Source organism: Sneathiella chungangensis, assembly GCF_009882935.1.
GTDB lineage: Bacteria > Pseudomonadota > Alphaproteobacteria > Sneathiellales > Sneathiellaceae > Sneathiella > Sneathiella chungangensis.
Genome location: NZ_WTVA01000003.1, coordinates 141,867 through 168,798 on the forward strand (window position 1 = coordinate 141,867; position 26,932 = coordinate 168,798).

Consider the following 26,932-nt stretch of genomic DNA (forward strand, 5'->3'; position numbering starts at 1 on the left):
GGGAAATTCTCATGAAAGACCAACGGCTTTTTATTCGCGTCGCGGCGTTACTGGTCCCCTTGTTCCTGCTGTTCGCCCTGCCGCTCCGGGCGGAGCTGCGGAAAGCGCGCCGTGGTCATTCTTTCGCTTTGCGTTGACGGCGCTCTCCCGCTACATTGCGGGAAAATTGCCACGGCCTTTTCAGGGAGGCCGAAAGACCAAGAACGGAGTTATCATGAGCCAGACAATCCCCGCCGATCCCGCAAGCGAGAGCTTTCCCTTTATTCATTATGCCGAGCGTATCCGCCGCGCGGCCGCCGCCAACCCGACGCTTGAGGTCATCAAATGCGAGGGCGAGACACGGACCTGGGCCGAATTCCTGCCGCGCACCAATCAGGTCGCCAACATGCTGGCGGACCGTGGCCTCGGGCGCGGCGACATGGTGGCGGTGCTGGCGAAAAGCAGCATCGAGTATCTGGAGGTTTTCCTGGGTGCCTTGCAGGCCGGGCTCTGCATCGTGCCGCTCTCGGGCATGGCCTCCAGCGAGCAGTTGGAAGTGATGATCCGCGACAGCGGCTCGAAGCTGGTGTTCGCCTCCCAATCCACGCGGGAGTTGATCGAGCCCTTCCGGGGCAAGATCGACGGTGTTCCGGAAGATGGCTATGTCGCGTTTGATTTTGCGGGCGAGGGATGGACCGCCTATGAGGATTTGATCAAGGGCGCGTCCACCGATCCACTTTATGTGGATGTCCAGGAGACGGACCCGTTCAACCTCATCTATTCGTCGGGCACCACCGGCGTTCCCAAGGGCATCGAGCAGAGCCAGAAAATGCGCAGCCAGCATATCATGCGCTTCGAGGGGATGGGCCTGCATGGCAAGGCGGTGACGCTCGTCTCGACGGCACTTTATTCCAACACGACACTGGTCGCGCTGCTGCCGACCCTGGCGCTTGGCGGGCGGATCGTTGTCATGCCGAAATTCGACACCGAGAAATTCCTGAAAATCGCCGAGGCGGAGAAGGTCACCCATGCGATGCTGGTGCCGGTGCAGTATCAGCGCATTCTCGCCCATCCGGATTTCGATAAATACGACCTCAGCAGCTTCGAGGTGAAACTCTCCACCAGCGCGCCGCTCCGCGAGGGAGTGAAGCGCGACATCATCACCCGCTGGCCGGGCAAGATGATCGAGATTTATGGCCTGACCGAAGGCGGCATCGGCACGGCACTGTCCTGCACCGAATTTCCGGACAAGCTCGCCTCCGTCGGCAAGCCGGGCGAGGGGGTTGAGCTGCGCATCATCAACGAGGCGGGCGAAGAACTTCCGCAAGGCGAGATCGGCGAGATTGTCGGCCGCTCTGATGCCATGATGACCGGCTATCACGGCCGGCCCGACCTGACCGAGGCCATGATCTGGCGCGCGCCGGACGGAAAGGTCTTCTACAAGAGCGGCGACATGGGCCGCTTCGACGAAGATGGCTTCCTGTTCCTGCTCGATCGCAAGAAGGACATGATCATCTCCGGCGGGTTCAACATCTATGCCGCGGATATCGAGGTGGAACTCGCCAAACATGACGATGTCGCCGACGTCGCCGTGATCGGTATCCCGAGTGAGGAATGGGGCGAAACCCCCCTCGCGCTGGTGGTGCCGAGGGAAGGCTCCGACCTGACGGAAGCGGCGCTCAAGGACTGGGTCAATGCCCGCCTTGGCAAGACCCAGCGGATCAGCGGCGTCGAGTTCCGCGAGACCCTTCCGCGCAGCACCATCGGCAAGGTCATGAAACGGGAACTGCGCGCGCCTTACTGGGCGGCGGCTAACGCCTCCTGAAATCGCGGTTTTCCGGGGTTTTGACGAAAATTCCGGTTTTACGAAGGGTTAAGTTTTTCCTGCAATAATTGCTTGCAATCCGGTTGAAAATTGGTGGAGAGGCCGGAGCCGATGATCAGGTAATGGGATGAGCGCAGGAACAAACAACCCGGACATGGAGCCGAAGCAGTCTATCAAACATCGATTTAAGGCCTGGTGGGAGGGCTATGAACTTGAGGAGGACAAGGCGCCGCCGAAGACCCTCAAGGAACCGCCCGAGCGCGAGAAAGTCGCCCTCGATGACGGCCCGCCCACGGTCAAGGGCTGGAGCCTCGCGCGTCAGCGTTCCGTCGTCACCCTGTTCGGTGAGGGCATGACCCGCTGTGTGCCCGATGACGTGAAATCGAAACTGACGAAGCCGCTCGGCATCAACAAGAAGCTGAGCGTCGCCGAGCTGGGCTCGGGCCTTGGCGGTTTTTCGCGCTGGGTCTCCCATGAATATAATGCCTATGTCACCGGCTATGAGCAGGACCAGATCCTCCAGGATGCCGCCGTCGAGATGACGAAGATGGCCGGGCTTAACCGCAAGGTGAATTTCTTCCACGCCGATTTCGATGAGTTCAGGCCAAAGGAACGCTCCGCCGATGTGGTCTATGCGTCCGAGGCGCTGTTTCCCGTCAAGAACAAGGCCGGCTGCTTTCGCGCCATTCACGATATGCTGAAACCCTCGGGGCAGTTCATGATGTCGGATTACATGCTCGAAGGGATCGCACCGGACGCGGCGGAGCTCAAGGGCTGGCTCGATGCGGAGCCGCAGCGCCCCTATCTCCATGACGTGCAGGAAATGCGCAAATTCCTGACCGGCGCCGGGTTCGAGGTGAGCATCGCCGAGAATATCACCACCGAATACAAGGCCAATGTGCTGCGCGCCTTCTCCGATTATGCCAAGCGCACCAGCAATGGCGAGAAGAGCGGCCATCTGCATGAATGGATCCTGAAAGAGGGGGAACTCTGGATGCGGCGGATCAAGGTGATGGAGGCCGGGCATCTCAAGGTTTTCCGCATTTACGCCCGCAAGCCCGTCGAAATCACCTGATCGGACGGGCAATCGGAAAAAGCGGAATTTCTTCGTAAATTCCGCCCTATTCACCATTGACAGGGGGCGGGGAGGCCAGTATGTTCCGGCCTTCGAATTCACTTAGCTGTTAGGATCTGGACAATGAAAGTCTTGAACTCGCTCAAGTCCGCGAAGAAGCGTCATCGCGATTGCCGCGTGGTGCGCCGCAAGGGCCGCGTTTACGTTATCAATAAAACCAACCGCCGTTTCAAGGCGCGTCAGGGCTAAGCTGCTCTAACCGAGCCATAGCTTCTGTATTGTGAAAAAAACCGTAATGCCCCGGCATTGACGGTTTTTTTGTTTGCAAAGCCCCGGCTTTCCGCCCTATGTCAGGGGGAAAGGAATTATCCGGGGGACCCGCCATGTTGATGCCAAAGCCGAATGCCGATGTGTTGGCGAAGCGCGACGAGCTGGTGGCGGGGCTCCGGCGCATCGTCGCCGATGCGGACGCGGTTATCGACGACAAGGACGATCTGCGCGCCTTCGAATGTGACGGCCTCAGCGCCTATCGCCAGCTGCCGATGATCGCGGTGCTGCCCTCCACCGTTTCTGAAATCTCCGACATCCTCAAATTCTGCAAGGCCGAAGGGGTCAATGTGGTGCCGCGCGGCGCCGGAACCTCGCTTTCGGGCGGGGCGCTGCCGCTCGCCGACGGGGTGCTGCTCGGCCTTGGCAAGTTCAACCGGATCCTGGAAATCGATTATGACAACCGCTGCGTCGTGGCGCAGCCGGGCGTCACCAATCTCGCGATCACCGATGCGGTGAAAAGCGATGGCTTCTATTACGCACCGGATCCTTCCAGCCAGATCGCCTGCACCATCGGCGGCAATGTGGCGGAGAATTCCGGCGGCGTGCATTGCCTGAAATACGGCCTGACCACCCATAACGTCCTCGGAATCGAGATGGTGACCATGGACGGCGACATCATCCGGCTCGGCGGCAAGCATCTGGATGCGGAAGGCTATGATCTCCTCGGCGTGATGACCGGCTCGGAAGGGCTGCTTGGCGTGATAACCGAGGTGACGGTGCGTATTCTCAGAAGCCCTGAGCATATCTCGGCGCAGCTGATCGGCTTTCCCTCCGGCGAGCAGGCGGGCGATTGCGTGGGGAAAATCATCGGCGCGGGAATCATCCCGGCGGGCATGGAGATGATGGACCGCTACGCCATTCACGCGGCGGAGGAATTCTGCCACGCGGGCTATCCGCTGGATGTCGAGGCCCTGCTGATTGTCGAGCTGGACGGGCCAGAGGTCGAGATCGCCTATTACCAGACGCAGATCGACAAGATCGCCAAGGACTGCGGCGCGACCGTCAGCCGGATCAGCGAGACGGAGGAGGAACGCATGACCTTCTGGGCCGGTCGCAAGGCGGCCTTCCCGGCGGTCGGGCGTATCTCCCCCGATTATATGTGCATGGACGGCACCATTCCGCGCGGGGCATTGCCGAAGGTGCTGGCGCGGATGAACGAGCTGTCGAAACAGTATGGCCTGCGCGTCGCCAATGTCTTTCATGCGGGCGACGGGAACCTGCATCCGCTGATCCTGTTCGATGCGAACAATCCCGGCGAGCTTGAAAAATGCGAGGCCTTCGGCGCCGATATCCTGAAACTCTGTGTCGAGGTGGGCGGCGTGCTCACCGGTGAGCATGGCGTCGGGATCGAGAAACGCGACCTGATGGGGGAGATGTTTTCGGAAGACGACCTCAAGCAGCAGCAGCGGCTTAAATGCGCGTTCGATCCGGACGGGCGGCTCAATCCCGGGAAAGTCTTCCCCGTTCTCCATCGCTGCGCCGAGCTTGGCAAGATGCATGTTCATAACGGCGAATTGCCCTTCCCCGATATCCCGAGATTCTGAGCATCATGCAGATCAATAAAATCACCGAAGAACAGCAGATTGCCGACATGCTCGACTGGGCGCTTGCGGGCAGGCATGGCCTCGCGATCCGGGGCGGCGGCACGAAGGAGGGGATAGGCCGTCCGGTCACTGCGGAGCAGGGGCTTGATCTTTCCGGCCTCACCGGCGTTGAGATGTATGAACCGGCGGAACTGGTGATGAAGGCGAAGGCGGGCACGACCATATCCGATGTCAACGCGCTTCTCCGCCAGAGCGGGCAACGGCTCGCCTTCGATCCGCCGGATTACGGCCCGCTGCTGGGCCACGCGGCGGAGGCGGCGACGCTTGGCGGGATTTTCAGTGCCAATCTCTCCGGATCGGCCCGCATCAAGGCGGGCAGCGCCCGCGATCATCTGTTGGGGGTTCAGGGCTTCACCGGCCGCGCGCAGGCCTTCCAGACCGGCAGCCGGGTGATGAAGAATGTGACGGGTTATGACCTCTGCAAGCTGGTCGCGGGAAGCTACGGCACGCTTGCCATCGCCACCTCGCTCACCTTCAAGGTGCTGCCGCGCCCCGAGAAGACCCGCACGGTGCTGCTCTATGATGTACCGCTGGAAATGGCGCAGCCTCTCATGACCCGGGGGCTTTCCTCCGTTCATGATGTTGCCGCCGCCGCCTACTTGCCCGCCGATATCGCCGCGCAATGCGATATTGACTATGTTAAGGGTCCCGGCAAGGCGGTGCTGGCCCTCAAGATCGAGGGGCCGGGCCCGTCCGCAGAATTCCGATGCGCCGCCATCCGTGAGATGCTGCAAGGCGAGGGCGCGCTTGAGGAACTGCACGGCATGAATTCCGAGACATTCTGGGCGTTTGTTAAGAATGTTTCACCTTTTGTCGGAACTACGGGGACGATCTGGAAAGTCTCCATCCCGCCCGCCAACGCGGCCAAAGTAATCGCGGACATTCTCGGCAAGGCGCCGGAGGCCCGCTATTTCCTCGACTGGGGCGGCGGGCTTCTCTGGATTGCGATGCCCGACGGCCTTGAGGAGGGCGGCGACGGCGTCGTTCGCGGCGCGCTTTCAGGCGCCGGTCATGCCACCTTGATCCGGGGATCCAGTGATCTCCGCCAAAAAATCGCGCCGTTCCAGCCGCAGCCGGAGGCCATCCGCAAGATCACGGCCCGCATCAAGGACGGGTTCGATCCGGAAAACATCCTTAATCCGGGGCGCATGTATGAACATGAAGATGTGAAGGCAAGCATTTGAGATGAAAACAGAATTTTCCATCCTTCAGCTTGCCGACCCGACGTTCGCCCGCTCCAACGATATCCTGCGCAACTGCGTCCATTGCGGCTTCTGCACGGCGACCTGCCCGACCTATCTGGAGCTTGGCGACGAGCGCGACAGCCCGCGCGGGCGCATCTATCTGATGCAGCAGATGTTGGAAAGCGGCCAGCCGGCCCCGGCCTCCACCGTGCAGCATCTCGATCGCTGCCTCTCCTGCTTTTCCTGCATGACGACCTGTCCGTCGGGCGTCGATTACATGCATCTGGTTGAGCATGGCCGCGAGTATATCGAGGAGACCTACAGGCGCCCGCTCACCGAGCGCTTTTTGCGCGGCATTCTCGGGCTGGTGCTGCCGCGCCCGGCGCTGTTCCGTCTCTCGCTCTTCGGCGCGAAGCTGGCGCGGCCGATGAAGGATCTCTTCTCCGGGCCGCTCAAGGCGATGCTGGAAATGGCGCCGAGAAGCCTGCCGCCCGCGTCGCGGCTGGACGGCAAGCTGCTGCATCCGGCGGGCGGACGACGGAAAAAGCGGGTCGCGCTGATGACCGGCTGCGCGCAGAAGGTGCTGGCGCCCGAGATCAACGACGCCACCATCCGCCTGCTCAATCGCCACGGGATCGAGGTGATCATCCCGAAGGCGGCGGGCTGCTGCGGCGCGCTGCCGCTGCATATGGGCAAGGAGAAACAGGCGATCCCCTTCGCCCACGCCAATATCCGCGCCTGGGAACGCGAGCTGGACGGGGAGGGGCTGGATGCGATCATCATCAACACCTCCGGCTGCGGCACGACGGTCAAGGACTATGGGGAGCTGTTCGCCCATCACAAGGACAAAAAACTCGCCGAGGCGGCCTCCCGCGTTGCGGCGCTCGCCTGCGATATCACCGAATTCCTGAGCCGGATCGAGCTGGAGGCGCCGAAGGTGAAACCGGCGCTCAAAGTCGCCTATCACTCCGCCTGCTCGCTCCAGCATGGCCAGCAGATACGGCAGGAGCCGAAAATGCTCTTGAAAAAAATGGGCTTTGACGTCAGGGATATCCCGGAATCCCATATCTGCTGCGGCTCGGCCGGCACCTATAACTTGTTGCAGCCGGAATTGTCGGCAAGGCTGAAGGCGCGGAAAGTCGCGAATATTGCGAAAACCGAACCCGATCTCGTCGCGGCGGGGAATATCGGCTGCATCGCGCAGATCGCATCCGGCATGGATCTGCCGGTCCTGCATACGGTGGAGCTGATCGACTGGGTGACGGGCGGGCCGAAACCGGCGGCGCTGAAACGCAAGACATAAGCCCGCTCACAGATTTGTGTGCGGCGCGGGTGCTATCAAATCGCGCAAAAATGCCGTATATTGCTTTTATGGTCCGAAGAATAATTGGCATTTTGGTGGTGGCCGGCCTCATCCTCTGGGGCAATCCCTCCCTCGCGCGCCAGGACGATCCGAAACTGGATGAGCTGTTCACCTTGCTTGCCGAGACCGAAGACTTCCAGAAAGCCAAGGTGATTGAGGGCAGCATCTGGAAAATCTGGCTTACCTCGGGCAGCGATACGGTCGACTTCCTGATGCTCCAGGGCATGAGCTATATGAGCCGGGGGGAATTTGCCAAGGCCATCTCGCTCTTTTCCACCGTCATCAAGATCGATCCCGAATTCTCCGAAGGCTGGAACAAGCGGGCGACAGTGCTGTTCCTGATCGGCGAATATGACAGCTCGATCGAGGATATCGGCCGCACGCTGGAGCTGGAGCCCCGGCATTTCGGCGCGCTCTCCGGCCTTGGCCAGATCTACGACATCAAGAAGAGCGAGGAAGGCGCGCTCTCGGCCTATGAAAAGGCGATGGAGATCAACCCGCATATGCCGGGGGTGAAGGCGCGCATGGAACAGCTTATCGTCGAGCGCGACAAGAAGCGGATCTAGGCGGCTACTGCTCCCCGACCCAGGCAATCCTGAGAATATTGGTCGAGCCTGGCGTTCCGAACGGCACGCCCGCCATGATGACGACCCGGTCGCCCGGCCGCGTGAACCCCTCCGCGAAGGACTTGCGGCAGGCCTTGTTGACCATATCGGCGAAATTCTCCGCATCCGAGGTATGAACGCAATGCAGCCCCCAGACGAGGGCCAGCATCCGCGCCGTCTTGAGCGACGGGGTCAGCACCAGCACCGAGGTCTCGCCCCGCTCGCGCGCCGCCCGGAGCGCCGTCGAGCCCGAGGTGGTATAGGTGACGATGGCAGCCGCGCCGATGGTATGCGCGACCTGGGAGGCGGCGGCGCTGATTGCATCGGCGGTGGTCGCCTCCAGATGGCCGTGCTTGGCGTCGATGACGCTCCGGTACAGCGGATCGCGTTCGGTCACTTCGGCGATATCGCTCATCATCGTCACCGCCTCGAGCGGAAATTCCCCCGCCGCGCTCTCCGCCGAGAGCATCACCGCATCGGTGCCGTCATAGATGGCGTTGGCGACATCGGTTACCTCGGCCCGGGTCGGCACCGGCGAGGCAATCATGCTCTCCAGCATCTGCGTCGCGACGACGACGGGTTTGCCCGCCTCGCGCGCCTGGGTGATGATGCGCTTCTGGATCGAGGGGACTTCCTGGATCGGCATCTCGACGCCGAGATCGCCGCGCGCGACCATGATCGCATCGGACAGATCGATGATTCCCTCCAGCGCCTCGACCGCCGCCGGTTTCTCGATCTTTGCCATGACGGCGGCGCGCCCGGCGACGATCTTCTTGACCTCGGCGATATCCTCCGGCCGCTGCACGAAGGAAAGCGCGACCCAGTCGACGCCGAGCGAGAGGGCGAAATCGAGATCGCGCCGGTCCTTGTCGGTGAGCGGGCTCATGCGCACCAGCGCGTTCGGGATATTGACGCCCTTGCGGTCGGATATCTTGCCGCCGACGGCGACCTCGCAGTCGACAAAATCCTTGCCGACGTTCACCACCATCAGTTTCAGCTTGCCGTCATCGAGCAGGAGGATGCTGCCCTCGTCCAGGCTTTCGAGAACCGCCGGATGGGGCAGGGAGACGCGTTTCTCATCGCCCGGTGTCTCATCGAGATCGAGGCGGAATTTCGCGCCGTTGGTAAGCATTGTCGAGCCGTTCTTGAACGTCCCGATGCGGATTTTCGGCCCCTGCAGATCGGCGAGAATGCCAATCGGGCGGCCGACATCGCCCTCGAGCTTGCGGATCGCCGCGACCCGTTCCTCATGATCCTTGTGATCACCGTGGCTGAAATTGAGCCGGAACACATCGGCGCCCGCAAGATGCAGCGCCTCGATACTGTCGGGATCGGAACTGGCGGGCCCGAGGGTCGCAATTATCTTCGTCTTTCTAAGTCGTCGCATCGCTGATTTACTCGTTACAAAAGATTTGACCGATACTCACAGGACTATACTACCCTTTTTATGACAGCCATGTGAGGGATATTATCGGCTTTTTCGGATCGTGGACAATCGCCCGGGCGCGGCGCGCAAAATTGCGGGCGTTCCGTCAGGAATTATAGGCAAGAAGGTCTTTTTGCGGGGTTTTCGCAAGCCGTTCGAAATCCTCCACCGCAGTCGGTTCGCCGCCCGCGCCCTTAAAATCGCAAATATTTTCATAATTTGCCCGCAGGAAGGCAATGACGTCTCGCGCCGCCGCCTCGCCGACGAAGCGCGGGGAGAATTCGAAAAGGACGGGCAGGCCGCCGCCGAATGTCGCGTGGATCGTGCGTAATATTTCAAAATCGAAGCCCTCAAGGTCCATCCAGACAAGCTGGATATCCTCGCCGCTGACGCCCGCGTTCCGGGCGATACTGCCGACGGTAAAGGCGTCCACCTCGACCGCTTCAGTATTGCCGGGAAGGGCCAGAAGGGAATGGCCGCCGCTCACCCCTTCCTGCTTCAGATGCAGCGTGATGCGGCCATCCTCCGTATAGACGGCGGCATGGACGGGCGAAATGGCGTCCGCCCAGCCGTTGAGATGGACATTGGCGCGCAAAAGCTCGAAGTTGCGCGGCGCGGCCTCGACCGCGATCACCTTCGTAAACCTGCCGGTCAGCTTGAGATAGAGTGCCTGGCAGCCGACATTGGCGCCGAGATTGAGGGCGACGCCCGTGCCGTCGATCTTGCCGACCCGCTCGAGATAGGCGACGATGCGATCGACGGCGCCGCGCCCCCAACTGCCGTGCAGCACGACGGACCGCCCGACAAGATCGCGCGGATCAACCATGATCATGTGATCGCCCGCGCGCACGGTGAGTGCGGTAATATCATCGGGCAACGCCTTGCTGAGAATCTTGCGGCCGCGCTTACTGTCCAGAAACCGCCGGAGCAGCTTGTTGCGGAAGGTATCGACAAGGAGCGTTTCAAGCCTGTTGGGCATCGGTTTCCTGCACTCTGCTGGTTTTCAAAATGGTGGCCAATTCCCTTATAACCGGTCCCGGTCGACAGGGCGTAGCTTTTTTCCGGAGCTTTCTCCAATTCCTTCCATTGTAACGCGCGCGGCGATTGGGATAGTATTGGCGGGTTCCGTAATTATGTATGCAGCACCATGACAGACAGCACGCCCCCGATCTACGATATCCAGCATGAAGACAGCGAGAGCGCGTTGTTGCTCACCGTCGATCATGCGAGCCGCTATATCCCGGCGGAGTATGATAACCTCGGCCTTGAGGATCCGTCCGTGCTGGCGCGGCATATCGCCTGGGATATCGGGATCGAGGATGTCTCGAAACGCCTTGCCGACAAGCTGAACGCGACGGCGATTTTCGCGGGCTTCTCCCGCCTCTTGGTCGATGCCAACCGCTATCCGGACAATCCTGCGATCATGCCCGAGGTGAGCGACGGCGTCGATATTCCGGCCAACCGGAATCTGAGCGCGGCGGAGCGGGAGCGGCGGATCAGGACCTGGTTCACGCCCTATCACGACGCCATTCTCGGTCTCATCACGAAGAAAGAGGCGGCGCATGACTTTCCGCTTCTCATTTCCATGCACAGCTTCACCCCGGTGATGAATGAGTTCGAGCGGCCCTGGCATATCGGCGTCCTCTGGGATGACGATCCGCGCATTGCGCTGCCGCTGCTCGATATTCTGAGGCAGAACAGTTCCCTCGTCGTTGGCGACAACGAACCCTATTCGGCGCGCGAGCCGCTCGGCTATACGATGAACGAGCATGGCACGAAGCGTGGGCTCCCCAATGTCGCCATCGAGATCCGCCAGGACCTGATCGACACCCATCAGGGGGCGGAAAAATGGGCATCGATCATGGCCGACGCACTGAACCGGCTCGGCCCGCTGGCGCCAGACAAACCCGGCCGCGTCACCGCGTAACAGAAGGAGCGGGCATGAGTATCAAGGAACCAACCTTCACCATCGGGATCGAGGAGGAATATCTGCTGGTCGATCTCGAGACCCGCGATCTCGCCATCGAGCCGAGCGAGGACATCCTCAGCGAATGCGAGGCGCGGCTGCCCCGCCATTTGGTGACGCCGGAATTCCTCCGCTCGCAGATCGAGGTGGGGACCTGCATCTGCCACAATATCGGCGAGGCGCGCGCGGCGCTGCATGAATTGCGCGGCACGGTGTCCGATGTCGCGCGCAAGCACGGGCTTGGCCTGATGGCGGCGTCCATCCATCCCTTCGCCGACTGGCACCAGCTGAAACATACGCGGAAAGAGCGTTATGACATCATCGCCCGCGATTTGCAGGCGACGGTGCGGCGGATGATGATCTGCGGCATGCATGTGCATTGCGCCATCGAGGATCCGGAGCTGCGCATCGACCTGATGAACCAGGCGAGCTATTTCCTGCCGCATCTGCTGGCGCTCAGCACCTCGTCGCCCTTCTGGCGAGGGGAGGAGAGCGGCCTCAAATCCTACCGCGTCACGGTGTTCGACGCGCTACCGCGCACCGGGCTGCCGGACCGCTTTGAAAGCTATGGCGAGTTCACCCGCCTCGTCGATACGCTGGTCGAGGCCGGCACGATCGAGGATGGGACGAAACTCTGGTGGGACATGCGCCCGTCGGCGAAATTCCCGACGCTGGAGATGCGCCTCGCCGATGTCTGCCCGCTCTTGGAGGATGCGCTCACCGTCGCCGCGCTTTATTCCTGCATTCTCCGGATGCTCTATCGCCTGCGCCGCAATAACCAGCGCTGGCGCGTCTATCCGCAGACACTGGTGGAGGAGAACCGCTGGATCGCCCAGCGCTTCGGTGTCGAGGGCAAGCTGATCGATTTCGGCATCCCGGCGCCGGTGCCGCTCGCCGACCTGATCGAGGAGATCATCGCGCTCACCGCCGAGGATGCGGAGGCGCTGGGCTGTGTTGAAGAGGTCCAGCATGCGCGCGAGATTGTCCGCCGCGGCGCCTCCGCCGATCGGCAGATCGCCTGTTACCGCGCCGCGGTTGATGCGGGGGACAGCAAAGAGGCCGCCCTGATAAAAGTTGTCGATCAGGTCTTGAATGAAACGGTTCACGGCATAGAGTCATAAACAGACGACCAACAAGAAGGAAAGACGATGGATCAGGAAACACTGGAACTTGAAGCCGCGGCCTTCCGCCGCCTGCGCGATCATCTGCGCGAACGTACCGACGTGCAGAATATCGACCTGATGAACTTGGGCGGCTTCTGCCGCAACTGCCTCGCCAACTGGTATATGGAGGCGGCGGCGGAGAAGGGCATCGAGATGGACAAGATGCAGGCGCGCGAGATTGTCTACGGCATGCCGTTTGATGAATGGAAGGCGAAATACCAGAAAGAGGCGACGTCTGAGCAAAAGGCCGCCTTTGCGAAAAGCCATCCCGGCCACTAGGCGTAGGGTAAAATATTTTCCGAAAGGCATGGATTTATCCGCGCCAAAAATGTTAGAAAGCCCGTCCGGAAAAATTTCCGGTCAGTTCGCATATATATATTCACGGAGAAGGTAAGTCATGGCTGACATCGGCGGTGTCGCAGCGGATCATTTGCGGTCCTATATCGAAAGAATTGAGCGCCTCGAGGAAGAGAAAAAGGGTATCGCCGACGACATCAAGGAAATCTTCGCCGAGGCCAAGGGCACCGGCTTCGATGTCAAGGCCATGCGCGCGGTTCTGCGCCTTCGCAAGATGGATAAGGCTGACCTCCAGGAGCAGGAATATATGATCGACCTGTATAAACATGCGCTTGGCATGGCCGCCGATGAAAACCCGCCGGCGGAAGACGGCGCGGACGGCGAGGGGGAAGCCGCCGCTTTCTAAGGCGTCACCTGTCGCCACTTGTATTCCGGACCTGCAATAATTAAGTGCAGAACACACCTGTAATAACCTTCCAGGTGGTTTGGAGAGATGGCGAAATTTTCAACCGAGGCGGCGGGGTTCGCCGCCCTTACCATATCCGAGCTGATGTTGCAGCAATGCGTGATTTCCGGCCTGTTCACGGCGGAGGAGGCGCGGCGGCTGCTCGTCTCGGCGGCGCGCCGTCATGAAGAGGCGGCATCGGGACCGGACGAGAAAATCGCCCTCAATATGGAGGCGGCGCATCTGATCCGCGCCATGCTGAGCGGTCTGGAGCCCCTCTTTCGGGAGCCGCGGGGAAACACCCCGGCGCGGGATAAACAGACCCGCGGCGGCACGGGCAAGACGGAAACCTGGGTCCGCTTCCCCGACTGACTATGTCTTCGCCCGCACGCGTTTTGTGCTCTGCGGGTATTTTTCCATCAGTTTCGCGGGGCGCACGGGACGCAAGCTGAAATTCCCGCCGCAGTTCGGGCAGGCGCCTTTATGGACATCTTCCGCGCAAGTCTCGCAGAAGGTGCATTCAAAGGTGCAGATATAGGCATCGACCTCCCCGTTCGGCAGGTCTTTATCGCAAGTCTCGCAGTTTGGTCTCAGCTCTAGCATGATGCTCTCCTTTGCCCCTCTATAGCGGGAGAGGGCACCCCCGGACAGGTCCAATAGACCGCCGCCCGGGGAGCCTTTTTATTTCAACAATCAGGTTCGGTTTTAGTGCAGCTATTTTTTTTCTGATACTTTTCGATAAATTCCATAAGGTCCAACCGATCTACAAAAAAGGAGTTCATCGCATAGTGCAGGTTTTTAATCCAACTTCCGTCATTGTCGGCTTCTAAAAAATCAAGTTCTTTGGGCGATATTAGTGGCTTCTGAACGTGAAATATTGCATTGCGAAACCTCTTTAGCGTTTCTACCTTATCTCGTTCGGCTAATAATGCATCAATTTGTGCGTCGCGATAATTTAAAGCTTGGTATTCCTCCACAACAACATAGACCAAGGCATAGAAAACTTTCTGCACATCAAATACTGAGTGAGTCCTGCCGAGTGATAACAACTTCTCGGGCAAATCCACCGTCAAAGAAGAACTGGAGTTTTGATATGCGCGTAAGGCTTCCTTTACAGAATCTGCAATCAGCCAATGTTGATGTAGTTTAAATAGCTTTTGATCAAAGTCTTTCATAGTAATGTTCATGTTGTGGCTTAGATTCTGAGCAATTTAAATAATTACTCCGCTGCCTGTTTCTTCGGTTCAGGGCTTTTGTAGCTGGTGAGCAGGTTCTCGAGATCGCCGCGATAGACCTTGATCGCCTTGTCCTTCACATGGCCATAGCCGCGGATATGCTGGGGCAGGGCGGCGATTTCCACCGCGATGGCGTGATTGGCGGTGGTCAGGCCGGAGAGCAGCTCGTCGATGATGCCTTCAAACTCCTTGATCAGCGCCCGCTCGGTTTTACGTTCCTCCTGATAGCCGAAAATATCGAGCGGCGTGCCGCGTAAAGATTTGAATTTCGCGAGGAAGCCGAAGGCCTTCATCATATATTGCCCGTATTCCTTCTTCTTGAGCTCTCCTGTATCCGGGTCGCGCTTGGAGAAGAGCGGCGGGGCGAGATGGAATTTCAGCTCATATTCCCCGTCCATCATCCGCTCCACCCGCTGCATGAAGGTCGTGTCGGTGTAGAGCCGCGCGACCTCATATTCATCCTTGTAGGCGAGCAGCTTGAAATAGGAGCGGACCACCGCCTCCGACAGTGACGTCGTGCCCGGCATGACCTCGCTCTCGCGGGTGCGGACGCGGGCGATCAGATCGCTGTAGCGCTTGGCGTAGCGGGCATTCTGATATTGGGTAAGGAACTCGATACGGCGGGAGATCATTTCCTCCAGATCCTCCGTCGGCTGCATGCGAAGGGCCGGGCCTTTCAGCTCGGTCACTTCCTTCATGACCCGGTCGGGATCGGCCGCCATCACGCGGCCCCAGCCGAAGGCCTTCTTGTTGAAGGGAACGGCCACGCCGTTGAGTTCGACCGCGCGCAAGAGCGCCTCCTCAGTGAGCGGGATCAACCCCTTCTGATAGGCGAAGCCGAGCATGAAGAGGTTGGTGGCGATGGAATCACCCAGAAGCGTCGTCGCGATCTCGCTCGCCTCAATCAGATCGCATTGATCCGGTCCGATCGCCTCGCGGATATGATCGAGGGTGTCCTTCACCGGGAAGGGCGCGTCGGGATCGAGGGTGAAATCCATGGTTGGCGACGGATGCGCGTTGATCACCGCATGGGCGACATTCACATCAAACTTCGCGAGGCTGTCGTAGGAGCCCGAAACCACCATATCGCAGCCAATCAGCAGATCGGCGCGCCCGGCCGGGATGCGGACGGCGTTGATGTCTTCCGGCGCAGGGGCGATATGCACATGGCTGGTGACGGCGCCGCCCTTCTGGGCGAGACCGGCCTGATCGAGCACGGAAATGCCCTTGCCCTCCAGATGCGCGGCCATGCCGACGATGGCGCCGATGGTGACGACGCCGGTGCCGCCGATGCCGGTGATCAGGATGCGGTAGGGACCCTTGAGCTCACGCATTGCCGGGGCGGGAATGCCCTCCGCCGGGTTTTCCGCCGCATGGGGCGCGGCTTTGCGCAGCTCCCCGCCCTCGATGGTGACGAAGCTCGGGCAGAAGCCGTTGACGCAGGAATAGTCCTTGTTGCAGGTGGACTGGTTGATGGTCCGCTTGCGGCCGAATTCCGTCTCGATCGGCTCGACCGAGAGGCAGTTCGACTTGACGGAGCAATCGCCGCAGCCCTCGCAGACGAGATCATTGATGATCACGCGCTTGGCCGGGTCTGGGAAAGTGCCGCGCTTCCTGCGGCGGCGTTTTTCCGCGGCGCAGGTCTGATCGTAGATGAGGATCGAGACGCCCTTTTCCTCGCGCAGATGCCGCTGGATCTTGTCCAGATCGTCGCGGTGATGGATTGTCGTGCCCTTGGGCCAGGGCGTGCCTTCCGCATATTTTTCAGGCTCATCGGTCACCACGCGGATCACGGAAACGCCTTCCCCCTCCAGTTGCTGGGCGATCTGCCAGGGGGTGATATGCCCCTCCGTCGGTTGGCCGCCGGTCATGGCGACAGCGTCGTTATAGAGGATCTTGTAGGTTATATTGGCCTTCGCCGCGACCGCCTGGCGGATGGCGAGAATGCCGGAATGGTAATAGGTGCCGTCGCCGAGATTGGCGAAGATATGCTTCTCGTCGGTGAAATGCATCTGCCCGATCCAGGGCACGCCTTCGCCGCCCATCTGGGTGAAGGTGTCGGTGTTGCGGTTCATCCAGGTGACCATGAAATGGCAGCCGATCCCGGCAACCGCGCGGCTTCCCTCCGGCACCACGGTGGAAGTGTTATGCGGACAGCCGGAGCAATAAAACGGCGTGCGCACCAGCTTCGCCGGTTTCGCCTCAAGCTGCTTTTCCTTGCGGTCGAGGAAGGCGAGGCGGTTCTCGATCGATTCGGAGGTATAGAAACGGCGGATACGGCCCGCGATCACCCGCGCGACCATGGCCGGGGTCATCTCCCCGGTGGAGGGTTGCAGGGGTTTCTTGTCCTCATCGAACTTGCCGAGGATGCGCGGGCGCACCTTGGTGTCCCAGTTATAAAGCTGCTCCTTCATCTGGTTTTCGATGACGGCGCGTTTTTCCTCGATCACCAGCACTTCTTCCAGCCCTTCGGCGAACTGGCGGATGCCGTCGGGCTCCAGCGGCCAGGGCATGCCGACCTTGTAGACGGTGAGGCCGATATCGGCGGCGAGCTCGTCATTGATGCCAAGATCGCGGAGCGCCTGACGCACGTCGTAATAGGACTTGCCGACGGTCACGATACCAAAGCGGCGCTTCGGGCTGTCCATGGTGATATGGTCGATATTATTGGCCCTGGCGAAGGCGCGGGCGGCATAGACCTTGTGCTTGTTGAGCCGCACTTCCTGATCGAAGCGGTTGTCATGGGGCTGGATATTGAGGCCGCCTTCGGGCATTTCGATATTCGGGCGGATGAAATTGCCGCGATCGGGCGCGACATAGACGGAGGCGCCGCCTTCCACCGTCTCGGAGATGCATTTGAAGCCGATCCAGAGGCCGGAGAAGCGCGACATCTCGATCCCGAGGAGGCCGTAGTCGAGAATCTCCTGCACATTGGCGGGATGCAGCACGGGCATCATCCAGCCGGCGAAGCTATGCTCGCTCTGATGCGCGATGGAGGAGGAGACGATGCCGTGATCGTCGCCCGCAAGCGCGAGGACGCCGCCATATTTCGACGTGCCGGCGCTGTTGGCATGGCGGAAAACGTCGCCGGAGCGGTCCACGCCCGGGCCCTTGCCGTACCAGAGGCCGAAGACGCCGTCATAGCGCGCGCCCTTGAACATATTGAGCTGCTGGCTGCCCCAGACGGCGGTGGCGGCCAGATCCTCATTGACGCCCGGTTCGAAATGGATGTCGTTTTCCTTCAGGATCTTGTTGGCCTTCCAGAGCGACTGGTCATAGCCGGCGAGGGGGGAGCCGCGATAACCGGAAATAAAGCCCGCCGTATTGAGCCCGGCGGCGCGGTCGCGTTCCTTCTGCATCAGCGGCAGGCGCACCAGCGCCTGAATGCCGGTCAGGAAAATGCGACCTTCTTCCAGTGTGTATTTGTCGTCCAGCGTGACATTAGCCAACTGCATGTCTTCCCTCACTCCTGTTAGAATGCACCAATACTGATGATTGATATAAGCAGATTATCACGAAAGGCAAAAAGGGTCAATAATACTGACTTAAATCGATTTTAATGACGATTTCACGCGATTTTTTTTGACTTTTCCGGGGCAAAATGGCTTTTGAGAGGGTAGTCGGTTTTTCGAAATTTTAGAAGGATTTTCATGACCATTCTGGTGACAGGGGCGGCGGGATTTATCGGCATGCATGTCGCCGAGGCGTTGCTCGGCGGCGGCCGGACGGTTGTGGGCATCGACAATCTCAACCCCTATTATGACGTCGAGCTCAAGAAGAAGCGGCTTGATCGCCTCAGGATGTACAAGAACTTCACCTTCTATGAGCTTGATATTTCTGATCGTTCGGCGCTTTATGCGGCGCTGGGTGCGCATCCGGGCATCAGCCTCGCGATCCATCTGGCGGCGCAGGCGGGGGTGCGCCACAGCCTGACCCATCCGTTTGATTATACGGCGGCGAATGTGACGGGGTTCCTCGCGATTCTCGAGGTCAGCCGACAGCTCGATCATTTGAAGCATCTCGTCTATGCCAGCTCCAGCTCGGTCTATGGCGCCAATAACGATCTTCCCTACCGGGTCGATCAGCAGACGGACCGGCCCGTCTCGCTCTATGCGGCGACGAAGAAGGCGAACGAGCTGATGGCCCATGCGTATGCGCATCTTTACGGCATCCCGATGACGGGCCTGCGCTTTTTCACCGTCTATGGCCCGTGGGGCCGGCCGGACATGGCCTATTGGCGTTTCACCGAAAAGATTATGAAAGGCGAGAGCGTGCCGATCTATAATCACGGCGACATGAAGCGCGACTTCACCTATATTGACGATGTGGTGAAGGGCATTCTCGAGGTTCTCGTGCATCCGCCGGAAAAAGGGGGCGCGGAACCGCCGCACAAGGTCTATAACATCGGCAACAACCGGGCGGAAAAGCTGCTCGATTTCGTTGCCATCATCGAGAAGACACTGGGTCTGGAGGCAACGCGCGAGCTGCTGCCGATGCAGCCCGGCGATATCAAGGAAACCTTCGCCGATATTGACCCGCTCCGCCACGATGTGGGATATGAACCCGCGACCAGCCTTGACGAGGGGCTGCCGAAATTCGTCAGATGGTACCAGGAATACAGCGAGGACTAAGCGTTCATGTCGACCGAGTTCGATATCAGCCAGATACAGAATATCATTGATTACGGCATTCCCCATTGCGCGGATATCGGGGTAAAAGTGCATGAAATGGATGAGGAAGGGGTGGTCTTCAGCCTGCCCTATCAGGAGCGCTTCGCCGGCAATCCGGTCAATGGCGTCCTCCATGGCGGCATCATCACCACCCTGATCGATACGGCGGCGGGCATGTGCATTTATGCGCGGCTGAAGAAATATATGCCGATTGCGACGCTGGATTTGCGCATCGATTACCTGAAACCCGCAACGCCGGGAGAAGATGTTTTTACCCGCGCCACCTGCTACAAGACGACGAAGCAGATCGCCTTTGTCCGCGCCATCGCCTATCACAGCGATCCGGAGGACCCCGTCGCCAACGCCGTCGGCACCTTCATGCTGAGATCCACCAATACTCCGCCGCTGAATCTTTCGGCGGCGAAGAAGGGGGCGTCGGAATGAGTGAGATGACGCCGGAAAAATTCGTCGCCCTGCTCGAGGCATCGAAGGAAAGCAAGGACTGGCAGCCGCTGTTCGATATTATTCCTTATTTCAGCTATCTGGGCTTGCGGCTGGAAAACAGGGACGGGAGCCTGATCTGCGTACTGCCGGAGGACAAGAAATTCATCGGCAACCCGACCCTGCCGGCGCTGCATGGCGGGGTGGTCGGGGCGTTCCTTGAGAGCACCGCGCTGGTCCATCTGTTCGCGACGCAGGAAGTGACGCGCTTGCCGAAGATCATCAATATCACGGTGGAATATCTGCGCTCGGGCAAGCCGGTCGAGACTTACGCCGAGGCGGTGATCACCAAGCCCGGTCGCCGGGTCGCCAATATGCGCATTGAGGCCTGGCAGGGGAACCGCAAAAAGCCCATCGCCGCCGCCCATGCCAATTTCCTTGTTAGTTGAGGATGAATTCCTACGTTAAGACGAAAGCCTGTTTATTTCCGGAGTCTGCTGCACATGAGTAAATCTGCCCTCGCCAATCTGCCCGAATGGGACCTGACGGATCTGTACCCGTCCCGGACCTCGCCGGAACTGATGGAGGATCTGGAAACGGCGGCGCGCGATGCCAAGGCCTTCGCCGCCCAGTACAAGGGCACGCTCACCGGTCTCGATGGGCAGGGGCTCTATCTCGCCATCGCCAAATTCGAGGAGATCGGCGAGCTGGAGGGACGGATCATGTCCTATGCCTATCTCGTCTATGCGGGCAATATGTCGGACCCGGAAATCGGCAAGTTCTTCCAGACCATGCAGGAGAAGATCAGCGCCATCGGCACCGACCTGCTTTTCTTCACGCTGGAGCTCAACCGGATCGAGGAAGACCGGCTGCAATCCATGTATGAGGGGTCGAGCCTCAAGAAATACGAGCCCTGGCTTCGCAATGTCCGGGCGCTGAAACCCTACCAGCTGTCCGACGAGATTGAAAAACTCCTCCATGAGAAGGATATCTCCGGGCGGAGCGCCTGGGTGCGGCTGTTCGACGAGACGATTGCCGGCCTGAAATTCGAGGTGGACGGGGAGGAAATGGCCTCCCAGCAGGTGCTGCATCTGCTCTCCAGCCCCAACGGCGACATCCGCAAGAAAGCCGCGAAGAGTCTGGGCAAGGTGTTCGGGCAGAATGTCCGGCTCTTTTCCCTGATCACCAACACGCTCGCCAAGGACAAGGCGATCGAGGATGAGTGGCGCGGATCGCCCGAACCCGCGGCCATGCGCCATCTCGCCAACCAGGTCGAGGCCGAGGTCGTGGATGCCCTGAGCGAAGCCGTGCAGGCCGCCTATCCGCGCCTTTCTCATCGCTATTACGCGATCAAGGCGAAATGGATGGGGCAGGAGAAAATCGATTACTGGGACCGCAACGCGCCGCTGCCCGACGCGGATGAGCGGGTCATTCCCTGGGACGAGGCGCGCGATACGGTGCTGGAGGCCTATGGCCGCTTCTCGCCGGAGCTGTCCAAACTGGGCCAGCAATTCTTCGAAAAACCCTGGATCGACGCCGCCGTCCGGCCCGGAAAATCACCGGGCGCCTTCGCCCATCCGACGGTGCCGAGCGTGCATCCCTATCTGCTGCTGAACTATCAGGGCAATATCCGCGACGTGATGACGCTCGCCCATGAGCTGGGCCACGGCGTGCATCAGCTTCTCGCCGCGCCGCAGGGCGGATTGCTCGCCGATACGCCGCTCACGCTTGCCGAGACCGCCAGTGTCTTTGGCGAACAGCTGACGTTCCGCGCGCTGCTGGAGAAAGAGGCCGACCCGGACAAGCGGCGGATCATGCTGGCGGGCAAGGTCGAGGATATGCTGAACACCGTGGTGCGCCAGATCGCCTTTTATGACTTCGAGAAACGCCTTCACAGCGCGCGGAAAGACGAGGAACTCTCCCCCGACCAGATCGGCAAGATCTGGATGGAAGTGCAGAGTGAAAGCCTCGGTCCCGCTATCCGCCTGCATGATGAATACCAGTATTTCTGGAGCTATATCCCGCATTTCATCCATTCGCCCTTCTATGTCTATGCCTATGCCTTCGGCGACTGCCTGGTGAACGCGCTCTATGCCATCTATCAGGAGGCGGAGAGCGGCTTTCAGGACAAATATTTCGCCATGCTGAAGGCCGGCGGCACGCTCCGGCACAAGGAATTGCTGGCGCCGTTCAACCTCGATGCGTCGGACCCGGCCTTCTGGTCGAAGGGCCTTGGGGTGATCGAGGGATTCATCGACGAGCTGGAGGCGCTGTAAATCACGGCGCATTAGCTTTTTATTGCGTTGCACACGACAATCTGTTGCCCGGCGGGCATTTTTCGGTATATTTCAGGTCAAATTAAAACATGACCTGAAAAGAAGAGGGGTTTGTCATTATGCATGAAAACGGAAGTATGGATATCTCCGCACAGAAGGAAAGCTTTCACGCTTTCGTCAAGCTGTTTAAATACTGCACGATATTTCTGGTTATCCTGCTGATCCTGATGGGTATCTTTCTGACTTAGCGGACAAGCGGGCCGCCCAATTGGCAGGTCATACCCTGCGGCGCGGCGGGACGCCTGTCATTCCCGCCTCAAACAATAGACAAAAGGATCGATTATGAAAATCGCCATCCCCCGGGAGCGTCGGGAACATGAAAAGCGCGTCGCGGCGTCTCCGGACACCGTGAAGAAATTTGTCGGCCTTGGCGCGGAGGTCATTATCGAGACGGGCGCGGGGAGCGCCAGTTCCTTCTCGGACGCGGAGTATGAGGCCGCCGGCGCGAAAATCGCCGCCGACGAGGCCGCCGCCCTCAAAGATGCCGATATTGTCCTGAAAATCCAGCGCCCGCTCACCAAGGCGGAGGGCGAGGACGAAATTGCGCTCATGAAAAAGGGCGCCGTGCTGATCGGCCATCTCGCCGCGCTGCAGAACAAGGATCTGGCGGCGGACTATGCGAAGGCCGGGATCACCGCGATCTCGCTCGAGCTCCTGCCGCGCATCAGCCGCGCGCAGTCGATGGATATTCTCTCCAGCCAGTCCAATCTCGCCGGCTACAAGGCCGTGCTGGACGCGACGGCGGAATATGGCCGCGCGCTGCCGATGATGATGACGGCGGCCGGGACCATCGCGCCCGCCAAGATTTTCATTATGGGTGTCGGGGTTGCGGGTCTTCAGGCGATCGCCACCGCCCGCCGCCTCGGCGCCATCGTGACGGCGACGGATGTGCGCGCCGCGACGAAAGAGCAGGTCGAGAGCCTCGGCGCGAAATTCGTCATGGTCGAAAGCGACGAGACCGGCGAGACCGAGGGCGGCTACGCCAAGGAAATGAGCGAGGATTACAAGAAACGCCAGGCGGAACTTGTGTTCGAACATATCAAGAAACAGGACATCGTCATTACCACGGCGCTGATCCCGGGGCGCACCGCGCCGATCCTGATTACCGATGAAATGCTCGCCGTGATGAAGCCGGGCTCGGTCATCGTCGATCTCGCGGTCGAGGCGGGGGGCAATGTCGCCCAGGCGAAGCTTGGCGAAGTCGTCACCACCGCAAACGGCGTCAAGATCGTCGGCCATCACAATGTGCCGAGCCGGCTGGCGAGCGACGCCTCGTCGCTGTTCGCGAAAAATCTGTTCAATTTCCTGAACCCCATGATCGACAAGGAAACGGGGAACTTGAACCTGAACTGGGAGGACGAGCTTGTGACCGGCACCGCGCTCACCCGCGATGGCAACATTATCCACCCGCAACTGACCGAGGGAGGGAACTGATTATGGATATGGTAGATCCAACCGTTTTCCGGCTGGCCATTTTTGTGCTCGCCATTTTTGTCGGCTATTACGTCGTCTGGAGCGTGACGCCCGCGCTGCACACCCCGCTGATGGCCGTGACCAACGCCATTTCCTCGGTGATTATCGTCGGCGCGCTGATTGCCGCCGGACCGGCGGACCTGACGCTGGCGAAAGTCTTCGGCTTTGTCGCCATCGTGCTTGCCTCGGTCAATATCTTCGGCGGGTTCCTCGTGACCCAGCGGATGCTGTCCATGTACAAGAAAAAACAGAAATAAGGGGGACGATCCGTGTCAGCAAACTTTACGGCGCTTGCCTATCTGGTCTCCGCCATACTCTTTATTCTGGCGCTTCGCGGCCTGTCCTCACCGGACAGCTCCCGGCGCGGGAATATCATGGGCATGGCCGGTATGGCCATCGCCATCATCGTCACCATTCTCCGGCCCGACGTCCTCTCCTATGAGTGGATCATCGGCGGCATTGTCATCGGCGGCGCCATCGGCGCGGTGATTGCCCAGCGCATCGCCATGACCGCCATGCCGCAGCTTGTCGCGGCGTTCCATAGTCTCGTCGGTCTCGCCGCCGTGCTGGTCGCCGCCGCCGCCTTCTACAACCCGGACGCCTATGGCATCCTCGGGGCAGGGGGCGAGCTCACGGTGCTTTCGCGGATCGAGATGTCCATCGGCATTGTTGTCGGCGCCATCACCTTCTCGGGCTCCGTCATCGCCTTCACCAAGCTGCAGGGGCTGGTGTCCGGCAATCCGGTGACCTTTCCGGGCCAGCATTTCGTCAATCTGGTGATCGGCCTTGTTATCGTTGCGCTGATCGTCTGGTTCTGCGTCGATCTCGATCCGCGTATTTTCTGGGCCATGACCATCCTCGCCTTCGTCATCGGCTTCCTGATCATCATCCCGATCGGCGGCGCCGATATGCCGGTGGTGGTCTCGATGCTGAACAGCTATTCCGGCTGGGCGGCGGCAGGTATCGGCTTCACCTTGGAAAATACCGCGCTGATCATCGTCGGCGCGCTGGTCGGCTCCTCGGGCGCGATCCTCTCCTACATCATGTGCAAGGCGATGAACCGCTCCTTCTTCAGCGTGATCCTCGGCGGCTTCGGCGGCGATACGGCGGCCGCCGGTCCCGACAAGGGCGAGCGGCCGCACAAGGCGGGCTCCGCCGATGACGCGGCCTTCATCATGAAGAATGCCGGTAAGGTGATCATCGTGCCGGGCTACGGCCTCGCGGTCGCCCAGGCGCAGCATGCCCTCCGTGAAATGGGCGATGCCCTGAAAGCGGAGGGGGTCGAGGTGGTCTATGCCATTCATCCGGTGGCGGGCCGCATGCCCGGTCATATGAACGTACTGCTCGCCGAGGCGAACGTGCCCTATGACGAGGTGTTCGAGCTGGAGGAAATCAACTCCGACTTCTCCGGCGCCGATGTCGCCTTCGTGGTGGGCGCGAACGACGTGACCAACCCCGCCGCCCGCGACGACCCGTCCAGCCCGATCTTCGGCATGCCGATCCTCGACGTCGACAAGGCGCGCACGGTGCTCTTCGTGAAACGCTCCATGTCGGCCGGCTACGCCGGCATCGACAACGACCTGTTCTACAAGGACAACACCATGATGCTCCTCGCCGACGCGAAGAAAATGGTCGAGGATATTATCAAGGCGCTGTAACAACCGCGACACCCAAAACAAAAGCCGCTGGTGAGAGCCAGCGGCTTTTTTTGTGATCCTGCAATATCTGGTCTAAGCACATTTTTCTGGTGGTGAAACCCGCAAAATCTCAACTTCGCTTTCATCAATCGAAATAACTTCAACACAGGAGCCAATCTCAACAACTGAGGGGCTTAGCACTTTCTGCATCTCGCCTTCGGCAGTTTTGACTGAATAGAAAAAGCCGCTTGGTTCTTCAAACTTGGAATCTCTACGACCAAGTGAATCCCATTGTCCTCCGGCGAAAGCGCGATTTGCAAGCCGCGTGGTGGCCAACTCATTTACATCTAGTGACGTATTTGTTTTGCTGATCACCGTCCCAAAAAACAGAGTATCGAATGTCGTATTGGAGTTTCGTTCAAGGTACACGCTACTACAGCCACAGAGCGTAACAAAAATGAACAGGGAAAATAGTAACTTCATTGTTGGCGCCTTGCGAGGATATCATCCATGCCACTAAATATTGCCGCAGCAAACTCTTCCTCTTCTGTCCCGGTAATCTGATATTTGCGGTTTTTCTCTGAATGGACAAAGACACGGGTTCGATTGGTATCAATCTTGGTTATCAGAACCCTCCCTGACTCTCCCCAGCTAAATGCAGACATGGATTTTGTAAATAGTATCATGTAACCAATATCTTCGCGGGCGGAGTGAGTAATACTTAAGTCTAGGCCTTGTATACTCGCCTGAGCGGCCGCAATGACGAGTTCTGGATCTTCATTGAATTCCTTCGATATGCCTGCTTCGGGATTTGCTGTCGCGACGGTTTTCATTGGTGGCAGTGGCCCGCACGCAGATAAAGAGAACCCGATTACGAGTAATAAGAAGACTAAGGTTTTTTTCACGAACTCACTCCAAGACGCAACATTAAATTATATTGGAATGAGGTCATTTTTACTTAAAAGGGCGTGGGGGCGCAATATGTTCCGCACATTAAATTTCCGTTGAGATCGGTACAATGCATTACCCCACCACCATTTATCATCCGCCCCGCTTGACCTTCCCGGTGAAAAGCTCATTTCCCTGGAGTGGGGTTAATGAGGGAGGGGGGCGATGCGCATTTTACTGATCGGGGCGGTGCTGATGATGCTGGCCGCGTGCCAGACAACGACGGCGGCGCAGGATCCGAACCTGTTCTGCTGTACCTGGGGCAATCACCAGCGCCCGTGACGGGCGCGGCGCGCGCTCAGTAGAGATTTTCCTTATAGGCAATCTCGAGATAGGCGTCGGATTGTTCCGCGTCCATCCCGGCGATCTGGTCGGCGAGGACCTGGCCCAGCGTCGGAAAGGCGGAGCGTTCCACCTGCCGCGCCGGATCCCAGAGTTTTGAGCGGATCAGCGCCTTCGCGCAATGCATATAGGCGGACGTCACGGTCACCAGCAGGATCGAGCGCGGCAGCTTGCCGTCGACGGCATGGGCCTGCATGAGGTCGGGGTCAAGGCTGATCGACGCCGTGCCGTTGATGCGCAGGGTCTCGTTGATGCCCGGCACCAGGAAGATCATGCCGACGGCGGGATTGCGGACGATATTGATCAGGCTGTCGAGGCGGTTGTTGCCCGGCCGGTCGGGAAGGGCGAGCGTATTGTCATCGAGCACGGAGACGAATCCCGGCGCATCGCCGCGCGGGGAGGCATCGGCCGTCCCGTCGCCGCCATCGGTGCTGAGCACGAGGAAGGGGGAGAGCGCGATAAAGTTCCGGAAATGCCGGTCGAGCTTCGGCAGTTCCTTCTGCACCGCGCGTTCCGCCGGCTGCTTATAGACCTTGTAGAGCTCCTCGACGCTGGTAATTCTATGTGCTGTCATACCCTCAACTCCCG

Annotated in this window: 28 protein-coding genes and 1 pseudogene; 21 read left to right on the forward strand and 8 right to left on the reverse strand. The window is 59.7% G+C overall.

Annotated elements, in window-relative coordinates:
- Positions 1–11: 11 nt before the first annotated feature.
- From GQF03_RS19020 to GQF03_RS07725, 8 genes are all read left to right on the forward strand, one after another.
- The gene (locus GQF03_RS19020; protein ID WP_277346477.1) at positions 12–137 is read left to right on the forward strand and encodes a hypothetical protein; all 126 of its coding nucleotides are present in this window, start codon (positions 12–14) and stop codon (positions 135–137) included.
- 77 nt (positions 138–214) lie between these two features.
- Positions 215–1,804 (forward strand): class I adenylate-forming enzyme family protein, encoded by a 1,590-nt coding sequence (locus GQF03_RS07695; protein ID WP_161338664.1) that lies wholly within the window; start codon positions 215–217, stop codon positions 1,802–1,804.
- A gap of 127 nt (positions 1,805–1,931) precedes the next feature.
- Positions 1,932–2,879: a class I SAM-dependent methyltransferase gene (locus GQF03_RS07700; protein ID WP_161338665.1), complete on the forward strand. Its 948-nt coding sequence runs from the start codon at positions 1,932–1,934 to the stop codon at positions 2,877–2,879.
- A gap of 123 nt (positions 2,880–3,002) precedes the next feature.
- Positions 3,003–3,128 carry a type B 50S ribosomal protein L36 gene (ykgO, locus tag GQF03_RS07705; protein ID WP_161316603.1) on the forward strand — a complete coding sequence of 42 codons (126 nt, stop codon included), beginning with the start codon at positions 3,003–3,005 and terminating at the stop codon, positions 3,126–3,128.
- A 134-nt stretch (positions 3,129–3,262) separates the two neighbouring features.
- Positions 3,263–4,753, forward strand: a complete 1,491-nt coding sequence (locus tag GQF03_RS07710; RefSeq protein WP_161338666.1) for an FAD-linked oxidase C-terminal domain-containing protein — start codon at positions 3,263–3,265, stop codon at positions 4,751–4,753.
- Positions 4,754–4,758: 5 nt separating this feature from the next.
- Positions 4,759–5,997, forward strand: a complete 1,239-nt coding sequence (locus tag GQF03_RS07715) for an FAD-binding protein (RefSeq protein WP_161338667.1) — start codon at positions 4,759–4,761, stop codon at positions 5,995–5,997.
- A gap of 1 nt (position 5,998) precedes the next feature.
- Entirely contained in the window at positions 5,999–7,300 is a 1,302-nt protein-coding gene (gene glcF, locus GQF03_RS07720) for a glycolate oxidase subunit GlcF (RefSeq protein ID WP_161338668.1), read from the forward strand.
- Positions 7,301–7,368: 68 nt separating this feature from the next.
- Complete coding sequence (locus GQF03_RS07725; protein ID WP_161338669.1) at positions 7,369–7,926, forward strand: tetratricopeptide repeat protein; 558 nt, start codon at positions 7,369–7,371, stop codon at positions 7,924–7,926.
- Positions 7,927–7,930: 4 nt separating this feature from the next.
- On the opposite strand, the gene pyk is transcribed toward GQF03_RS07725, so the two are convergent.
- Together pyk and GQF03_RS07735 are read right to left on the reverse strand one after the other, a co-directional pair.
- Positions 7,931–9,352, reverse strand: coding sequence for a pyruvate kinase (pyk, locus tag GQF03_RS07730; protein WP_161338670.1), 1,422 nt, complete (start codon positions 9,350–9,352; stop codon positions 7,931–7,933).
- A gap of 145 nt (positions 9,353–9,497) precedes the next feature.
- Positions 9,498–10,370, reverse strand: a complete 873-nt coding sequence (locus GQF03_RS07735; protein WP_161338671.1) for an FkbM family methyltransferase — start codon at positions 10,368–10,370, stop codon at positions 9,498–9,500.
- Between the two features lie 168 nt (positions 10,371–10,538).
- On the opposite strand from GQF03_RS07735, the gene GQF03_RS07740 reads away from it, so the two are divergent.
- From GQF03_RS07740 to GQF03_RS07760, 5 genes are all read left to right on the forward strand, one after another.
- A complete protein-coding gene (locus GQF03_RS07740; protein ID WP_161338672.1) occupies positions 10,539–11,318 on the forward strand; it encodes an N-formylglutamate amidohydrolase in 780 nt (259 codons plus the stop codon).
- 20 nt (positions 11,319–11,338) lie between these two features.
- Entirely contained in the window at positions 11,339–12,478 is a 1,140-nt protein-coding gene (locus GQF03_RS07745; RefSeq protein WP_161338971.1) for a carboxylate-amine ligase, read from the forward strand.
- Positions 12,479–12,505: 27 nt separating this feature from the next.
- Positions 12,506–12,799 (forward strand): DUF1244 domain-containing protein, encoded by a 294-nt coding sequence (locus tag GQF03_RS07750; RefSeq protein ID WP_161338673.1) that lies wholly within the window; start codon positions 12,506–12,508, stop codon positions 12,797–12,799.
- A gap of 118 nt (positions 12,800–12,917) precedes the next feature.
- Positions 12,918–13,223, forward strand: coding sequence for a DUF2312 domain-containing protein (locus GQF03_RS07755; protein ID WP_161338674.1), 306 nt, complete (start codon positions 12,918–12,920; stop codon positions 13,221–13,223).
- Between the two features lie 87 nt (positions 13,224–13,310).
- Positions 13,311–13,634, forward strand: a complete 324-nt coding sequence (locus GQF03_RS07760; RefSeq protein ID WP_161338675.1) for a hypothetical protein — start codon at positions 13,311–13,313, stop codon at positions 13,632–13,634.
- Here the strand turns inward: GQF03_RS07760 and GQF03_RS07765 are convergent, their stop codons facing one another.
- From GQF03_RS07765 to GQF03_RS07775, 3 genes are all read right to left on the reverse strand, one after another.
- Positions 13,635–13,865 carry a DUF1272 domain-containing protein gene (locus GQF03_RS07765; RefSeq protein WP_161338676.1) on the reverse strand — a complete coding sequence of 77 codons (231 nt, stop codon included), beginning with the start codon at positions 13,863–13,865 and terminating at the stop codon, positions 13,635–13,637.
- 83 nt (positions 13,866–13,948) lie between these two features.
- Positions 13,949–14,437: a hypothetical protein gene (locus GQF03_RS07770; protein WP_161338677.1), complete on the reverse strand. Its 489-nt coding sequence runs from the start codon at positions 14,435–14,437 to the stop codon at positions 13,949–13,951.
- A 44-nt stretch (positions 14,438–14,481) separates the two neighbouring features.
- Positions 14,482–17,952: an indolepyruvate ferredoxin oxidoreductase family protein gene (locus GQF03_RS07775; RefSeq protein WP_161338678.1), complete on the reverse strand. Its 3,471-nt coding sequence runs from the start codon at positions 17,950–17,952 to the stop codon at positions 14,482–14,484.
- A 195-nt stretch (positions 17,953–18,147) separates the two neighbouring features.
- Between GQF03_RS07775 and GQF03_RS07780 the strand changes: the two genes are divergently transcribed.
- The 8 genes and pseudogenes from GQF03_RS07780 to GQF03_RS07815 all read left to right on the forward strand — a co-directional run bounded on the left by GQF03_RS07780 (position 18,148) and on the right by GQF03_RS07815 (position 25,075).
- Positions 18,148–19,128 (forward strand): NAD-dependent epimerase/dehydratase family protein, encoded by a 981-nt coding sequence (locus GQF03_RS07780; protein ID WP_161338679.1) that lies wholly within the window; start codon positions 18,148–18,150, stop codon positions 19,126–19,128.
- A 6-nt stretch (positions 19,129–19,134) separates the two neighbouring features.
- Positions 19,135–19,611 (forward strand): PaaI family thioesterase, encoded by a 477-nt coding sequence (locus tag GQF03_RS07785; protein ID WP_161338680.1) that lies wholly within the window; start codon positions 19,135–19,137, stop codon positions 19,609–19,611.
- On the forward strand, positions 19,608–20,057 hold the full coding sequence (locus GQF03_RS07790) for a PaaI family thioesterase (protein WP_206376324.1): 450 nt from the start codon (positions 19,608–19,610) through the stop codon (positions 20,055–20,057). Before GQF03_RS07785 ends, GQF03_RS07790 begins: the two co-directional genes overlap by 4 nt.
- Positions 20,058–20,111: 54 nt before the next feature.
- Positions 20,112–21,884, forward strand: a complete 1,773-nt coding sequence (locus tag GQF03_RS07795; protein WP_161338681.1) for a M3 family oligoendopeptidase — start codon at positions 20,112–20,114, stop codon at positions 21,882–21,884.
- Positions 21,885–22,003: 119 nt separating this feature from the next.
- Complete coding sequence (locus tag GQF03_RS07800) at positions 22,004–22,132, forward strand: aa3-type cytochrome c oxidase subunit IV (protein WP_161338682.1); 129 nt, start codon at positions 22,004–22,006, stop codon at positions 22,130–22,132.
- Between the two features lie 94 nt (positions 22,133–22,226).
- Positions 22,227–23,378, forward strand: a complete 1,152-nt coding sequence (locus GQF03_RS07805) for a Re/Si-specific NAD(P)(+) transhydrogenase subunit alpha (protein WP_161338683.1) — start codon at positions 22,227–22,229, stop codon at positions 23,376–23,378.
- A gap of 11 nt (positions 23,379–23,389) precedes the next feature.
- Positions 23,390–23,674: pseudogene (locus GQF03_RS07810) on the forward strand (NAD(P) transhydrogenase subunit alpha part 2); the annotation flags it as partial.
- A gap of 12 nt (positions 23,675–23,686) precedes the next feature.
- Positions 23,687–25,075, forward strand: coding sequence for an NAD(P)(+) transhydrogenase (Re/Si-specific) subunit beta (locus GQF03_RS07815; RefSeq protein ID WP_161338685.1), 1,389 nt, complete (start codon positions 23,687–23,689; stop codon positions 25,073–25,075).
- A 72-nt stretch (positions 25,076–25,147) separates the two neighbouring features.
- On the opposite strand, the gene GQF03_RS07820 is transcribed toward GQF03_RS07815, so the two are convergent.
- From GQF03_RS07820 to GQF03_RS07830, 3 genes are all read right to left on the reverse strand, one after another.
- Positions 25,148–25,537, reverse strand: a complete 390-nt coding sequence (locus GQF03_RS07820; RefSeq protein ID WP_161338686.1) for a hypothetical protein — start codon at positions 25,535–25,537, stop codon at positions 25,148–25,150.
- Positions 25,534–25,959, reverse strand: a complete 426-nt coding sequence (locus GQF03_RS07825) for a hypothetical protein (protein WP_161338687.1) — start codon at positions 25,957–25,959, stop codon at positions 25,534–25,536. The genes GQF03_RS07820 and GQF03_RS07825 overlap by 4 nt, the downstream gene beginning before the upstream one ends.
- A 341-nt stretch (positions 25,960–26,300) precedes the next feature.
- Positions 26,301–26,918: a pyridoxamine 5'-phosphate oxidase family protein gene (locus tag GQF03_RS07830; RefSeq protein ID WP_161338688.1), complete on the reverse strand. Its 618-nt coding sequence runs from the start codon at positions 26,916–26,918 to the stop codon at positions 26,301–26,303.
- Between the last annotated feature and the right edge of the window lie 14 nt (positions 26,919–26,932).

Excerpts from the sequence above, each read along its gene's own strand:
- GQF03_RS19020 (WP_277346477.1), top strand. The coding sequence starts at position 12 with ATGAAAGACCAACGGCTTTTTATTCGCGTCGCGGCGTTACTGGTCCCC.
- GQF03_RS07695 (WP_161338664.1), top strand. The coding sequence starts at position 215 with ATGAGCCAGACAATCCCCGCCGATCCCGCAAGCGAGAGCTTTCCCTTT.
- GQF03_RS07700 (WP_161338665.1), top strand. The coding sequence starts at position 1,932 with ATGAGCGCAGGAACAAACAACCCGGACATGGAGCCGAAGCAGTCTATC.
- ykgO (WP_161316603.1), top strand. The coding sequence starts at position 3,003 with ATGAAAGTCTTGAACTCGCTCAAGTCCGCGAAGAAGCGTCATCGCGAT.
- GQF03_RS07710 (WP_161338666.1), top strand. The coding sequence starts at position 3,263 with ATGTTGATGCCAAAGCCGAATGCCGATGTGTTGGCGAAGCGCGACGAG.
- GQF03_RS07715 (WP_161338667.1), top strand. The coding sequence starts at position 4,759 with ATGCAGATCAATAAAATCACCGAAGAACAGCAGATTGCCGACATGCTC.
- glcF (WP_161338668.1), top strand. The coding sequence starts at position 5,999 with ATGAAAACAGAATTTTCCATCCTTCAGCTTGCCGACCCGACGTTCGCC.
- GQF03_RS07725 (WP_161338669.1), top strand. The coding sequence starts at position 7,369 with ATGGTCCGAAGAATAATTGGCATTTTGGTGGTGGCCGGCCTCATCCTC.
- pyk (WP_161338670.1), bottom strand. The coding sequence starts at position 9,352 with ATGCGACGACTTAGAAAGACGAAGATAATTGCGACCCTCGGGCCCGCC.
- GQF03_RS07735 (WP_161338671.1), bottom strand. The coding sequence starts at position 10,370 with ATGCCCAACAGGCTTGAAACGCTCCTTGTCGATACCTTCCGCAACAAG.
- GQF03_RS07740 (WP_161338672.1), top strand. The coding sequence starts at position 10,539 with ATGACAGACAGCACGCCCCCGATCTACGATATCCAGCATGAAGACAGC.
- GQF03_RS07750 (WP_161338673.1), top strand. The coding sequence starts at position 12,506 with ATGGATCAGGAAACACTGGAACTTGAAGCCGCGGCCTTCCGCCGCCTG.
- GQF03_RS07755 (WP_161338674.1), top strand. The coding sequence starts at position 12,918 with ATGGCTGACATCGGCGGTGTCGCAGCGGATCATTTGCGGTCCTATATC.
- GQF03_RS07760 (WP_161338675.1), top strand. The coding sequence starts at position 13,311 with ATGGCGAAATTTTCAACCGAGGCGGCGGGGTTCGCCGCCCTTACCATA.
- GQF03_RS07765 (WP_161338676.1), bottom strand. The coding sequence starts at position 13,865 with ATGCTAGAGCTGAGACCAAACTGCGAGACTTGCGATAAAGACCTGCCG.
- GQF03_RS07770 (WP_161338677.1), bottom strand. The coding sequence starts at position 14,437 with ATGAAAGACTTTGATCAAAAGCTATTTAAACTACATCAACATTGGCTG.
- GQF03_RS07775 (WP_161338678.1), bottom strand. The coding sequence starts at position 17,952 with ATGCAGTTGGCTAATGTCACGCTGGACGACAAATACACACTGGAAGAA.
- GQF03_RS07780 (WP_161338679.1), top strand. The coding sequence starts at position 18,148 with ATGACCATTCTGGTGACAGGGGCGGCGGGATTTATCGGCATGCATGTC.
- GQF03_RS07785 (WP_161338680.1), top strand. The coding sequence starts at position 19,135 with ATGTCGACCGAGTTCGATATCAGCCAGATACAGAATATCATTGATTAC.
- GQF03_RS07790 (WP_206376324.1), top strand. The coding sequence starts at position 19,608 with ATGAGTGAGATGACGCCGGAAAAATTCGTCGCCCTGCTCGAGGCATCG.
- GQF03_RS07795 (WP_161338681.1), top strand. The coding sequence starts at position 20,112 with ATGAGTAAATCTGCCCTCGCCAATCTGCCCGAATGGGACCTGACGGAT.
- GQF03_RS07800 (WP_161338682.1), top strand. The coding sequence starts at position 22,004 with ATGCATGAAAACGGAAGTATGGATATCTCCGCACAGAAGGAAAGCTTT.
- GQF03_RS07805 (WP_161338683.1), top strand. The coding sequence starts at position 22,227 with ATGAAAATCGCCATCCCCCGGGAGCGTCGGGAACATGAAAAGCGCGTC.
- GQF03_RS07820 (WP_161338686.1), bottom strand. The coding sequence starts at position 25,537 with ATGAAGTTACTATTTTCCCTGTTCATTTTTGTTACGCTCTGTGGCTGT.
- GQF03_RS07830 (WP_161338688.1), bottom strand. The coding sequence starts at position 26,918 with ATGACAGCACATAGAATTACCAGCGTCGAGGAGCTCTACAAGGTCTAT.